We start from the raw sequence: 12,314 nt of genomic DNA, 5'->3' as shown, positions 1-12,314 counted from the left end.
CTAACCCTAAAACAGTGATAATGAACATGCATACAAGAGCGATATACCCTGGCACATTTGATCCTATCACCAACGGCCATGCAGACCTGATAGAGCGCGCGTCACAGATGTTTTCGCATGTGATCATTGCTATTGCATCTAACCCTAGCAAAAAGCCGATATTTTCGCTGGAAGAGCGGGTCGAGCTGATTAAAACCGTGACCGACGGATTGGATAATGTCGAAGTATGCGGCTTCACCGGACTGCTGGCAGACTTTGCCGATACGCAGCATGCCACTATTCTGATCCGCGGACTGCGGGCGGTGTCCGATTTTGAGTATGAATTTCAGCTGGCCAATATGAACCGCCGCCTGAACCCAAAACTGGAAAGTGTATTTTTAACCCCGTCAGAAGAAAATTCTTTTATTTCTTCTACGCTGGTCAAGGAAGTTGCCCTGCATCGTGGACGGGTCAATGATTTTTGCCATCCGGTAGTAGAAAAAGCGCTGTTTGAGCGCTTTCACGGTGCTAATAAGTCTGACTAACGCTGGCACGCCGGGCAGTAAAAGGTATTGCGCTGCCCTATCACCACGCTCTTTATCGGTGTGTCACATACCTCACAGGCTTCACCACTGCGGCCGTAAACCCGCAAATGCTGTTTAAAGTAGCCCGGGTTTCCCATCGGTCTGGGCAAAGTCTTTCAAGGTGGTCCCCCCCTGCTCGATGGCTTTGGCCAAAACCTCCTTGATGGCCGCGGTTAACAGCTGGTAGCGCTTTTCACTGACCCGTCCGGCAGCCCGGCGCGGGTCGATGCCAGCCATAAACAAGGCTTCATTTGCATAAATATTGCCAACCCCCACCACGATGTCATTGTCCATGATGAAGTTTTTTACCGCGCCCTTACGTCCGCGAGACAGGCTGAACAGGCGCTGCTCATCAAATGCTCCGGTGAGTGGCTCTGGCCCCAGTTTTGCCATCTGACTGACCGTTTCGCCCACTGGCTGCCATAAACAGGCGCCGAAACGGCGCGGATCGTTCAACCGCAGACATTTGCCGCTGCCCAGCACAATATCAATATGATCATGTTTTACCGGCGGATGAGTAGCATCAATAACCCGAAGCTTGCCGGACATCCCCAGATGCAGAATTATCGTGCCTGTATCAGTTTCTATGAGCAGATATTTGGCGCGGCGACCCACATGCCGTATGACCTGCCCTTTTGCCTGAGAAAGGGTTTGCGGCACTGGCCAGCGTAACTTTGGCTGACGGATCACAAGCTCGGTAATAGTCTGACCGGTCAGCCAGGGCTCCACGCCGCGACGGCTCACTTCCACTTCAGGTAATTCAGGCATAATTCTCAGTCTGTTGTTGTACTGTTCCAGGGAAGTAGTGTGGTCAGACTGGCGTCTTTCAAGGTGTACCACTGTTTATCCAGCTGCACAAAGGTCGCTGATGGCGTGGGATAAAAGCCCAGCACTTCGCCCTCGTTCTGACCGGCCAGCCAGACGACGGCCAGAAAAGGCGTAGCCTCAGTCACACTGGCGGGAATCTCAGAAACCGGCACAATTGAAGCCTGTTGCCAGGCGGATAACTGTTGTTCCGGTGTAATGGTAACAGGAGATGTCAGAGCGCTCTGTCGCCAGCTCTGCCCGGCCCGCTTCAGGGCAAACCCATCCTGCTCAATACGCAGTATATACCCGTCCTGAGGTACCAGCGGACGGCTGGCCGGGGTCGAAGACTCGGGTAAAAAGGTCTTCAGATTGAACAATACAATCATAAATAACATGGCAAAAATCACCACGTTGTTCATTGCTCTGGAAGATATTCGGGTTTTGGCCATAGGTTCTTAAGAGTAAGTGGAACATAGCAGACTATCGACCCTTGTTAGCATAACAGGCCTTAGAGATAGCTGCGCCATATAACGCAAAAAACCCGGCAGAAGCCGGGTTTTCGTGGAGACAAAAGCAAGCTTTATTACTTGATTTTGGCCTCTTTGAACATAACGTGCTTACGCACAACAGGATCAAACTTTTTGATCTCCATTTTGCCAGGCATGTTACGCTTGTTCTTGTCGGTGGTGTAGAAGAAACCAGTACCCGCAGAAGAAACTAATTTAATTTTATCACGCATGATCAGGCTTCCTTAGATTTTTTCACCACGGGCACGGATGTCAGTAAGAACTGCATCAATACCTTTTTTGTCGATAATACGCATGCCTTTAGCAGACAGACGTAATTTAACGAAACGGTTTTCGCTCTCAACCCAAAAACGGTGAGAGTGAAGGTTTGGTAAGAAGCGACGACGGGTCGCGTTTCTTGCGTGCGAACGGTTATTACCAACCGTAGGACGCTTACCTGTTACTTGACATACTCTTGACATTGTATTTGTCTCCAGAACAACGATAACTGTCGCGCCATCGATCCCACCACTTCACTTAGTCACTGGGTCAAATGACGTATTACTATAAATAAGAGGGCGCATTTTATACAGCAAAGCTATTCAAAATACAAGGCGAGTGGTTAAAAAACCTCTTAAATGCCCCTCATTTTGTTGGATCCCTTAAGATCCCGGCCGCGCATTCTACCCTAAGACGGGTTGTTTATGAAAGCCTGATGACAGAGATAGATCCTGTTTTTTGATCAGATCCGGCCAAACAGGCGATCCCGCGATCACTGAAACGGTAATAATGCGGTCAGATCTTCTGTAGCGTAGGGCGCGCTGCTATGCAGCGGCACACCATCAAGCACCTGCTGATAGTACTGCTGATACCCTTGTGCCATCTGCAAATGACCAAATCGTTCCCGGGCCACCTCATGACACAGCTTGCGGTTATACTGGCTCATGTCCTCCGTGGCTGCTGCCAGCTCGGTATGATCAGCCGACAAAAAGCCCATTTCTTTTTCGCTGACAATCTCAGGAATAGCCCCGTAAGGTGTGGCAAATACCGGGCAGCCCAGAAACAGACTTTCGGTATAGGCCAGTCCGAATGGCTCGTGCCAGCGCACCGGTAACAGCAGCCCCTGTGACTGACGGATGAGGTTATGCTTATACTCCCCGCCCACCATGCCTTTAAACGATACGTTGCGATCCCAGTAAATATATCCGCCACGTCCCAGTTTGATACGCGGACCACCCAGCACGGCCAGTTTGCGTCCGGCCTGCTTGGTTGTGTTTATCGCCCCGGCCAGATTTTTAGTCGCAATGCGGGCCTTGCCCAGAAAATGAAAATAATTCGCTTTTGGCGAAAAGCCCGGCTCGCCATAATCTGACCAGTCCAGTCCGTTATAAACAAAACACTGGCCATGATGAATAGCGGCATGTTTTTTTGATAAAAAGATCGTATTGGGGTGATACGTGCGGGCACTGTTGGCATTAAAGTGCTCTGTGACCACAAACGGTTTATCAATATGCTCATCCGGCGCCCGGTGAAAATGCACAATATCGGGCCAGTCGCCAATCAGGTTGTTCAGTGACTCGCCTTTTTTGGCAATAATAGTGCCCGGCGGTACGCTGGGCGCATCCCCCCATAAAAACCGTACCTCATGCCCCTGCGCTTTTTGCGCCTGGGCCAGTGACCAGATAACCCTCTGCGTACCCCCATATTTAGGGGGTGGCAGTGATACCCTGGAAACCAGAACATGCATGATCTTCATATAAAACTGTCCGTTATTGCATGAATGCCGCCGCATGCATCGTGCAGACCGGCGGATATCAAAAATACTAAGGCTTACTGAAAGTTTTCACCAGTACGGCTGTTGGTGATATCCATCAGGCGCGAAGGACGATTGAGCATCTGGCCGCCATCACGAGAAATAGGCACCCATGGGAAGCGTCCGCCACCTTTGGCATTTTTCAGTACAAACAGGTCCAGCGGCACAGAGATGTAGAAGCCTTTGGTAAAGCTGCCCTCGCCATATTCATCGGCAGAAGCATCGGTAAAGGCTGCATATGCGCCCACCACAATACCGCTGTCAAAGCGTTTGGCAAAGTCGATATTCACCCCTTTGTCCTTAGCCAGAAACTGCCCGGCACTGACACTGATTTGCGTATCGGGCAAAAACTCGGGGCGATAATAAGCCGAGGCAAAACCAGTTAGCACTTTGTAATCAAAAAAGTCCCAGTCATTTTCATAGGAACGCTGCTGTACATAGTTAAGGTCCACACCAAAGGCAAAGTTACTATCAACCGGACGATACAGCGCTTCCGCCCCGACCCCGCCAAACATGGTTTCAAGATAACCCCCATAGGCCTGGGCGTACCAGTTATCAGATACTTTGTCTATCCAGCGTCCGTAAAGCGTATCCACCATCACATCCGAGCGGGTGACATACTCGCGTACATAGGTTCTGACCCGTGGCAGTGTGGACTCGGCCCGATCCAGGGTGTAATTAAACTTATCATAGTTTTCCAGCAGTGTGGCTCGCAGGCTGCCAAACAGGCCAAAGTTTTCATTGAACGAATAATTGCCGCCCAGCACCAGACCGCCCTGATAAAGATAAAAACTCTCTGGTCCGCCAAAGCTCTGATTCCAGAAAATATCAGCCGAGTAACCAAAACCGGTGACGGTGGGATCATAGGCTGCTAAATCCTGCTCGCTGGGCGTAGCACGGGTATAAGTATCGTTCAGGTTCACTTCCAGCCCTTCATAACGAGCCGCTGACTTAAACCGGTCCGCATCGATACTGGTGGTCACCATCGGCAAGCCATTTTCGGTTTCTACCATACGGTATTCTTCCACCGAATCCGGCAGTTTCTGCGGCCAGTAAGCGTCCGACCCGCTCTGTGGCTTCGGTCAGATCCCGGTAAGCCATCTGCTGACCATACACCGTGATAGTCTTTTCATCCAGATTGGCATCCTGCAGGTAAAAACCACCGTCAACCACCAGCTGGCGTGACAATAATGCCCGGTCGACACTGTCTATATCTTTAGCCGGCTCGGTGCCGAACAGTGACTTAGGCGGCCGGTTGATTTTGGTCTGCTTGAAGGTGTGCATGTTGAAGTTGTATGTCACACCAAAGCCAAAGGTATTACCGCGCTGATAATTCAGGCTGAAGTCAAAGTTATCCCAGCGATATACCGCGCCGATATTCCAGCGGGTGTCCTGCTCCAGGCGACCCGCCCGGTCACGGGAATAGTCATTACCCTCGTATTCCAGTTTCAGGGTCAGCGGCTCCCATGGCGTCTGGTATTCTACCCCGCCAAAAAACGCGGCCGGACCTTTGAAAAACTGGTCATAATCCACTTTACCGCCATTGCCGCCATATTCGGTCGGGCGGTTACAAAAACTATCCCGTAACTTACAAAACGGGTTTTCAATATCATCTGCAGTGCCCAGGTAACCCCAGCCCATGCCCAGGTGAAAATCAAACGGCCCCCAGGCTTTACTGGCACTGATGTGCTCACTTTCAAAAAAGCCGGTGCCCCCAAAATCACGGAAACCTACCGATACTTCGGGTAAATAAAAGCTTTCTTCCAGCAGCCGGAATTTTACGTCCAGCCCTTTGTCTTTGAGGGTCTGGTCGCCACTGAAACTTTCTACATTACTGTACAGACGGGTACGCACGTCAGTATACCTGGCGGTGGCTTCCATCCACGGAAACAGCTGCAGGCTGACAGTCCAGAACCGGTATTCTTCGTTATCTGAATAACCAATGGAAAGCTCACCTTCATCGCGCATACGGGACGTGGGCGTCTGAATTAAACCCGCCCCACCATGCGCCATTTGCGAGGGGGTAACGCTCAGTGAAGTATTCGCCTGCTGCGCCGCAGCTGGCATGGCAAAAATACTGGCAATAACCAGGGACAAATAAGTAGGTTTACTCGATAACATTACAGCACCCTGTTTACAGCAAGTTCAGCAATTTTGTGATTCAGCTCAGATAACGACGGTGTTAATAGATAGGAAAAAAGCGGCACATAAATCTGGCTGCCCGGCATGATCTGGGCATAATCGCGGTTCCAGTAGGCGGTATCCAGCCGAGTCACATTGCCGGATGGCGCTATCACATATACAAAATCCGGATCTGCATCCGCGCGTAGCGGAACAAACCGGGTGTACTGACTGGCGCTGGCCATAGACTGATACTTATAAGGCCCGGGAGTTTTGACCAGTCCGCTCATGTACACCACATCAGGGCGTGGTGTCAGACTCAGCAGGTATCGTCCATCCAACAGCATCGGATTTTGTCGAACGTCCAGACGGGCCTTATCAAAGCTCACCGGCTGTTTGACACGATGGGCCAATTCCCAGCCTTCAACCTGTTGGCGCAACGCCCGTAAACCAATTGCCCGCTCATCACGCGGGGCCAAATCCACAGCCAGGCGATCAATCAGATTGATGACCTCATCACGCTGCGCTTCAACGCTTTTATCCAGCCGGTACAGTCGGCTTGCCGGCCAGTACCAGTCCTGATTGTCGGCCACCGGGGCAAGAATCTGGGACAGTCGCAGCGGTTCCTGAAACCGGAATTGTTGTTGGTTAATTTTAATGTGTACAGATGAAATAGCAGGGGCTGCCATCAGCAGCCCTAAACAGAAAATAAACGGCTTAATCACGTGTATCTCCGTGCTGTGAAATAAGACGGGCCGCCCGGCTCAGGTAGGTCATGGTATACCGGTCGCCATGGGGAATCGCCTGAACAGAGGCTTTAAGTACTTCGCCACTATCCTGACTCAAATAATAGCGGTTGGTCCAGCTCAGGCCCGGCTCTATATAAGGCGTGGTTTTAGGAAAAGTGACTCGTTCCTCCACCACTCTGGTAGTCAGCTGCCGACCCAAAACAGTAAGTACTTGCTCACCGGCTTCATTCCATTTTCCATGGACAGTTAACCCATAACCCACGCCTTTAATATCCACATTGCGCTGCCACGAAAAAGCTAACGGCGACGGATTGGATAATGGATTGGCATTGAGGTCACTGGTAAATAAAGATCATTATCAAAACCTTCTGTCTGGGCTATCACCCCATCGTGGATTTTCAGCAGCGTATGGTCAGCAGAGACCCATTTATTCATGCCCTGTTCAATAAAAGCCAGCGCCAGAATAGCCTGTACGCCAGACTCGCTGCTCACTTGTAACAGGTCAGCCTTGCTGGTGAGAACCTCATCAACGGTAAATGCTTTTGGCTCTGAGCCGGTAAAAACCAGCTTCAGCGTGTCATAGTAAGCCCGGTTGGTCGTCGAGCATGCGCTTAGTACCAGGCAGCAGAATAAGCCTGTCAGCGCAGTACGCAAAAATGTGTTTTTTCATGGAGGATACGGTGTGCCTGAAGTTACCCGGAAAATGAAATTGCAGAAATAAAAAAAGCCGCACCAGAGGCGGCTTTTTAATACTATTCGATACTTACTGAGGAGCGTAAGTAAAAGTAACAGTAGTCAGAGTTGTTGCTGTACCTGTGCCAGTAACAGTCTGAGTAGAGCCTACACAGAAACCATCTGCGTTCAGTTCGTCTGTACCTTCACAACCAACCGCAGGGCCTACTGGATCTACGATGTCCGCAGAGCCACGGTTGTTGCTGATAACAGCAGCCAGTACACCAGCAGCCACAACGCCTGTCGCAATCGCGCCAGTTGTCATACCACCTTCAGCTGATTCAGAGTTGCCTCCGGCTTGGTCCTGCGCCGTAGCAGAGAATGCCAGGCTTGCACCAATCAATAATGAAACTAATGACTTTTTCATAATGGTCCTTACAAATTTTCCCACCGACTGCCTATCCTAAAGTATAAGGCAATGACGCCTATACTTTAATCAAAAAATCGTCGTATTTATCAAAACTTACCGTCGTTTATTACTCTAACTGGTTAGATTTTGACTCACTAGCAGTATAGCCACGGTTTTGTTTACATCAATCCCCGCTGTGACATGGATACAATCTGGTTGGCACCAACAATAAAATGGTCCAGCACGGTTATATCCACCAGCGCCATGGCAGCCACCACATCCCGGGTAAGATGGATATCTGCCTGACTGGGCTCGGGTACGCCTGAAGGGTGATTATGGACCAGTATCACCGCTGCTGCATTGTGTTTTAAGGCCAGCTTGACCAGTTCACGGGGATACACCACAGCACTGTTCACGGTGCCGTAGAACATGGGCCGGTAGCAGATGAGCTGATGCTGGGCATCCAGTAATAAAATAGCAAACAGCTCCTGCTCGGCATCTTTTAAGGTGAGCGCCAGATACTGCCTGACTAGTGCCACTTCTGAAAAAACCGGCCCTCTTTTGAGCTCTTCGAGCAATGAGCGGCGCACCAGCTCACGGGCAGCCTGTAACTGACAAAAGCGAACAACACCAATGCCCTCGATCCTGGTTAGGGTATGTAAATCAGCACCTAGCATGGCAGTAAAAGACCCAAACTCAGCCAGCATATTATGCGCCAGACACCGGGCACTTATTCCCTGTGTTCCACTACCAAGAAATACTGCCAGTAAGTCGCTGTCACACAAGCATTGCACGCCATCGTTCAGCAACCTTTCCCGCGGTAAGCTGGCCGCCGGCAAGCCGGATAATGTAAACATAGTAATCACTCCATGACCTTTTGGCTTACTGTAACGGACATCAAAATACTGATTAACTGATCTTTGTGCAGGATTACAGACAGGGCTGGACGCTACCTCTGTGGTTCAGTCCGTGGTAGGCTATGGTGATACTTCAGGCAGTCAACCCTGCCCACTATATTGCACACTAAACAGCCAACGATTATGCAGCTAAATAACCAAAACATTCTGCTGGGAATTACCGGCGGTATTGCAGCGTATAAAACGCCCGATCTGGTTCGAAAACTGACCGCACAGGGGGCAAATGTCAGGGTGGTGGTTACCGACTCCGCCAAACAGTTTGTCAGCCCGCTGTCATTACAGGCGGTATCAGGAAACCCGGTTCACGATACCCTGCTTGACCCGGCGGCCGAAGCCGCTATGGGCCATATTGAGCTGGCCAAGTGGGCTGATATTCTGCTGATTGCGCCGGCAACGGCTAACACCATGGCTAAGCTGGCTCTGGGACTGGCTGATGATTTGCTGACCACGTTGTTTCTGGCCACAACAGCAAAACTGTATGTTGCGCCAGCCATGAACCAACAAATGTGGAAAGCGGCTGCCACCCAACGCAACTTACTGACCCTGCAGAGTATGCATGTTCATATGATTGGCCCGGCCAGCGGTGAGCAGGCCTGTGGTGATATCGGCTCAGGCCGGATGACCGAGCCACAGGATATTGTGGCGGCATTAATTGAAGACAGTCAGCCGGCTTATTTATCAGGAATGAATATTCTTTTAACCGCCGGCCCGACCCGGGAAGCTCTTGATCCGGTAAGGTATATCTCCAACCACAGCTCTGGCAAGATGGGCTATGCCATTGCCCGGGCAGCGGCAGCCGCAGGCGCGAATGTTACACTGGTCAGTGGACCGACTCAGTTGCCTGTGCCGGCAGGTGTTCAGCGTATTGATGTAACCAGTGCCCAGGATATGCTTGATTCGGTTATGCAGCAGGTTGAGCAGGCAGATATTTTTATCGCCACCGCGGCTGTGGCAGACTACAGGGCGCAGGAAGTCGCTGATAACAAAATAAAGAAAAATGATGATAAGTTAACACTTACTTTTATCAAGAACCCTGATATCCTTAAGGAAGTTGCTGCTTTACCGCAGGCTCCCTTCACCGTTGGTTTTGCTGCTGAAAGCCAGAAAGTCGAAGAATATGCCCGGTCCAAACTGCAACGTAAAAAGCTGGATATGATTGCTGCCAATGACATTTCTGCGGCAGGGTTAGGATTTAACAGTGACAGTAATGCACTGCATGTTATCTGGCAGGATGGTGATGCTCAGTTACCTCCACAGACAAAAAATGCACTGGCAGACCAGTTACTGGCGCTTATCCACCAACAATTTGCCAAGAAAACGTCAACCTCACAGTAAATCTGTCGATAACAAGACGTTCAATAATAATACCTGGTCGAATGACCCATTTTGATAACATGGAACAGGGCTCAGGCCCAAAGCTGAGGAATCACCCGCGTTATGCCTGCAGTAAAAAAAACCAATCGTCGCGCCCAGATCCTTCAGGCGCTGGCCGGTATGCTGGAAAGCAGTGCCGGACAACGAATAACAACGGCAAAACTGGCCGAAAAAGTTGGCGTATCAGAAGCTGCTTTGTATCGTCATTTTCCAAGTAAGGCACGGATGTTTGAAGGCCTGATTGAATTTATTGAAGATACGCTGTTTTCCCGTATCAACAAGATTTTGAATGAGGAAAAAGATTCAGCAGCCCGCTGCCAGCTGATTCTGCATCTGCTGCTTGGCTTTGCAGAGAAGAATCCCGGCATTACCCGGATACTGAACGGTGATGCACTGATGGGCGAGCAGGAGCGATTGCGTGCGCGGATTGCCAAGCTGTTTGAGCGTCTGGAAACTCAGTTCAAACAGGTTCTCAGAGAGCGCAAATTGCGTGAAGGCCGCGACTTGTCAGCAGATGAAGCAGTACTGGCCAATATGTTTATCTGTTATGTGGATGGCCGCATTAACATGTTTATCAGAAGTGGCTTTACCCGTAAGCCAACAGAACAGTTCACCGAACACTGGAACTGTTATAAACAGACTTTTCTATAAAAAAGGGCGCTTAAAAAGCGCCCTTTTTTGTTACTGTCGATCTTTGGCAAAGGTATCGCCGAAGAAGTCTTTTTCATTCCACTTTGGCTTTTGCGGCTGGTTAGATAAGGTTAAGCCTATCTGCGCATTAACTTCTGCAAAGGTCCGCGCTGCATCCCAGTTAAACGGCTGATGAATATCATCAGACGGGCGGTGATAGTGGGTAGACAGGAACTGACCAAACACTTTGGCACCATCTACCTCAGGATCTTTTGATTTAAGACCGGGTACCAGGAAAACCGACGGTACGCCCTGCTTTACAAACGCATAATGGTCGGAGCGGGTAAACAAAGCCTGCTCTGGCCATGGATCCGGACTCAGGGTCAGACCGGCATTGCGGGCAGCTTCTTCCACAGATGCTTTCATATCACTGTGACTGGCACCAAAAGCGATAACATCCGCAAATTCATAAGTCAGAATTGGCATATCCAGGTTCACATCTGCCACCATCTGTTTAACCGGTACAGTCGGATTGTTGGCAAAGTAATCTGCACCTAACAGGCCTTTTTCCTCACCGGTCACCGATACAAACAGAATCGAACGTTTTGGTTTGGTAGACATTTCACTGAACAGACGAGCGGTTTCCAGCATCACTGCGGTTCCCGATGCATTGTCCATGGCCCCGTTATTGATATTGTCTTTTTTCACAGTTTTGGCAAAGCCAATGTGATCAGAGTGGGCGGAGAACACTACATACTCGTCTTTGAGTTTGGGATCAGAGCCTTCAATCGCACCAACTACATTCGGGCTGGTAATTTGAGAATGGCGACTTTGCTTGCTCAGACTCACTGTGCCAGTCATCGCAAACCCTTCGGGCGCCTTGTCTTCTTCCAGCAGCGCATAGATCTCGTCTAATGACTGCGTCTGACCTTCAAACAGTGCCCGGGCGGCCGGTTCACTTAAAAACGCAGAGCCTTTAATTTGCGCATATTCATTGGCAGGCTGGCCTTGTTTATCCAGCCAGGCCAAACTTGGCGTATGAATATAGTTCAGGCGGGTTTGGTACGGACGTACTTTTTCTGCCGTAGGAGTGGTGATTGAGATAATGCCCTTAGCACCCCGCTCTACCGCGTACTTTTCTTTTTGATGACCCGAAGCAAGATGAGCTCCCATTTCGCTGGGGAATGACTGCGGCTTACCGGTCAGCATGACCACAATTTTGCCTTCAACATCCATCCCGTCGTAATCATTGTGGTTCAGCTCATCAGCAACAATACCGTAGCCAACAAAAACCATGTCACCGTTCAGCTCGCTGCTTTGATTTAGCAGATCCGGGCCGGTCAGATAGTCTTTTGGATAGCTCAGTGACGTATTTTCACCGTTACGTTGCAATTCAAAAGCCGGAGATTCCTGCACCAACGAGGCTTTTCTGAAGTCCACCGGCTGCATAAAGCCCTCAGTGCCCATCGGTTTTAATCCGTACTTGGCAAACTCAGTGGCAATGTACAGCGCCGCGATGTTGTGACCGCGGGATCCGGTATCACGACCTTCCAGCAAATCATCGGCTAAGAAAAACAGGTGGGATTTAATTCGGTTGGTATCAGGTGTAGCAACATCCTGTTGCTCACCGTGGCTATAAGCCACTGTACTTAAAGCAGACACCACAGCGCCTATTAGTAATTTTTTTATCATAATCGTTAGATGTTCGCGTGTTTTAGGACCGAGTTATGGTATACCAGCTACATTGAATAAA

13 protein-coding genes and 2 pseudogenes are annotated in these 12,314 nt (G+C 50.0%); 3 read left to right on the top strand and 12 right to left on the bottom strand.

Annotated features, from left to right (window positions below):
- Nucleotides 1–26: 26 nt before the first annotated feature.
- The gene (coaD, locus tag EZV72_RS00310; protein ID WP_137168603.1) at nt 27–524 is read left to right on the top strand and encodes a pantetheine-phosphate adenylyltransferase; all 498 of its coding nucleotides are present in this window, start codon (nt 27–29) and stop codon (nt 522–524) included.
- Here the strand turns inward: coaD and mutM are convergent.
- The 11 genes and pseudogenes from mutM to radC form a co-directional block, all read right to left on the bottom strand.
- Nucleotides 521–1,331 (bottom strand): annotated as a pseudogene (gene mutM, locus EZV72_RS00305) (bifunctional DNA-formamidopyrimidine glycosylase/DNA-(apurinic or apyrimidinic site) lyase). The gene coaD and the pseudogene mutM sit on opposite strands and share 4 nt — an antisense overlap.
- Nucleotides 1,332–1,336: 5 nt before the next feature.
- On the bottom strand, nt 1,337–1,819 hold the full coding sequence (locus tag EZV72_RS00300) for a hypothetical protein (RefSeq protein WP_137165374.1): 483 nt from the start codon (nt 1,817–1,819) through the stop codon (nt 1,337–1,339).
- Nucleotides 1,820–1,953: 134 nt separating this feature from the next.
- Nucleotides 1,954–2,109 (bottom strand): 50S ribosomal protein L33, encoded by a 156-nt coding sequence (rpmG, locus tag EZV72_RS00295; RefSeq protein ID WP_013786148.1) that lies wholly within the window; start codon nt 2,107–2,109, stop codon nt 1,954–1,956.
- Nucleotides 2,110–2,121: 12 nt separating this feature from the next.
- Nucleotides 2,122–2,358 (bottom strand): 50S ribosomal protein L28, encoded by a 237-nt coding sequence (rpmB, locus tag EZV72_RS00290; RefSeq protein ID WP_137165373.1) that lies wholly within the window; start codon nt 2,356–2,358, stop codon nt 2,122–2,124.
- Between the two features lie 290 nt (nt 2,359–2,648).
- Nucleotides 2,649–3,632, bottom strand: a complete 984-nt coding sequence (locus EZV72_RS00285; protein WP_137165372.1) for a glycosyltransferase — start codon at nt 3,630–3,632, stop codon at nt 2,649–2,651.
- Between the two features lie 74 nt (nt 3,633–3,706).
- Nucleotides 3,707–5,810: pseudogene (locus tag EZV72_RS00280) on the bottom strand (YjbH domain-containing protein).
- Complete coding sequence (locus EZV72_RS00275) at nt 5,810–6,535, bottom strand: capsule biosynthesis GfcC family protein (protein WP_137165371.1); 726 nt, start codon at nt 6,533–6,535, stop codon at nt 5,810–5,812. The pseudogene EZV72_RS00280 and the gene EZV72_RS00275 overlap by 1 nt, the downstream one beginning before the upstream one ends.
- A complete protein-coding gene (locus EZV72_RS18680; protein ID WP_137165370.1) occupies nt 6,528–6,836 on the bottom strand; it encodes a YjbF family lipoprotein in 309 nt (102 codons plus the stop codon). Before EZV72_RS18680 ends, EZV72_RS00275 begins: the two co-directional genes overlap by 8 nt.
- A 20-nt stretch (nt 6,837–6,856) precedes the next feature.
- Entirely contained in the window at nt 6,857–7,213 is a 357-nt protein-coding gene (locus EZV72_RS18675; protein ID WP_137165369.1) for a YjbF family lipoprotein, read from the bottom strand.
- Between the two features lie 109 nt (nt 7,214–7,322).
- Nucleotides 7,323–7,658 carry a hypothetical protein gene (locus EZV72_RS00260; protein ID WP_137165368.1) on the bottom strand — a complete coding sequence of 112 codons (336 nt, stop codon included), beginning with the start codon at nt 7,656–7,658 and terminating at the stop codon, nt 7,323–7,325.
- A 161-nt stretch (nt 7,659–7,819) separates the two neighbouring features.
- Nucleotides 7,820–8,497, bottom strand: coding sequence for a RadC family protein (gene radC, locus EZV72_RS00255; protein ID WP_137165367.1), 678 nt, complete (start codon nt 8,495–8,497; stop codon nt 7,820–7,822).
- A gap of 183 nt (nt 8,498–8,680) precedes the next feature.
- Here radC and coaBC point away from each other — a divergent pair, with 183 nt between their 5' ends.
- Together coaBC and slmA are read left to right on the top strand one after the other, a co-directional pair.
- Nucleotides 8,681–9,892 carry a bifunctional phosphopantothenoylcysteine decarboxylase/phosphopantothenate--cysteine ligase CoaBC gene (gene coaBC / locus EZV72_RS00250; RefSeq protein WP_137165366.1) on the top strand — a complete coding sequence of 404 codons (1,212 nt, stop codon included), beginning with the start codon at nt 8,681–8,683 and terminating at the stop codon, nt 9,890–9,892.
- Between the two features lie 102 nt (nt 9,893–9,994).
- Entirely contained in the window at nt 9,995–10,582 is a 588-nt protein-coding gene (slmA, locus tag EZV72_RS00245; protein WP_137165365.1) for a nucleoid occlusion factor SlmA, read from the top strand.
- A 30-nt stretch (nt 10,583–10,612) separates the two neighbouring features.
- Here the strand turns inward: slmA and EZV72_RS00240 are convergent, their stop codons facing one another.
- Complete coding sequence (locus EZV72_RS00240; protein WP_137165364.1) at nt 10,613–12,253, bottom strand: M28 family metallopeptidase; 1,641 nt, start codon at nt 12,251–12,253, stop codon at nt 10,613–10,615.
- Nucleotides 12,254–12,314 lie beyond the last annotated feature (61 nt).

The organism is Salinimonas lutimaris, from assembly GCF_005222225.1.
GTDB lineage: Bacteria > Pseudomonadota > Gammaproteobacteria > Enterobacterales > Alteromonadaceae > Alteromonas > Alteromonas lutimaris.
The sequence above is the reverse complement of the archived record's forward strand: the minus strand, read 5'-3'. Positions and strand labels throughout refer to the sequence as shown.

Coding starts and splice junctions, on each gene's coding strand:
- slmA (WP_137165365.1), top strand. CDS start 9,995: ATGCCTGCAGTAAAAAAAACCAATCGTCGCGCCCAGATCCTTCAGGCG.
- rpmB (WP_137165373.1), bottom strand. CDS start 2,358: ATGTCAAGAGTATGTCAAGTAACAGGTAAGCGTCCTACGGTTGGTAAT.
- radC (WP_137165367.1), bottom strand. CDS start 8,497: ATGTTTACATTATCCGGCTTGCCGGCGGCCAGCTTACCGCGGGAAAGG.
- EZV72_RS00260 (WP_137165368.1), bottom strand. CDS start 7,658: ATGAAAAAGTCATTAGTTTCATTATTGATTGGTGCAAGCCTGGCATTC.
- rpmG (WP_013786148.1), bottom strand. CDS start 2,109: ATGCGTGATAAAATTAAATTAGTTTCTTCTGCGGGTACTGGTTTCTTC.
- EZV72_RS00240 (WP_137165364.1), bottom strand. CDS start 12,253: ATGATAAAAAAATTACTAATAGGCGCTGTGGTGTCTGCTTTAAGTACA.
- coaBC (WP_137165366.1), top strand. CDS start 8,681: ATGCAGCTAAATAACCAAAACATTCTGCTGGGAATTACCGGCGGTATT.
- EZV72_RS00300 (WP_137165374.1), bottom strand. CDS start 1,819: ATGGCCAAAACCCGAATATCTTCCAGAGCAATGAACAACGTGGTGATT.
- coaD (WP_137168603.1), top strand. CDS start 27: ATGCATACAAGAGCGATATACCCTGGCACATTTGATCCTATCACCAAC.
- EZV72_RS00285 (WP_137165372.1), bottom strand. CDS start 3,632: ATGAAGATCATGCATGTTCTGGTTTCCAGGGTATCACTGCCACCCCCT.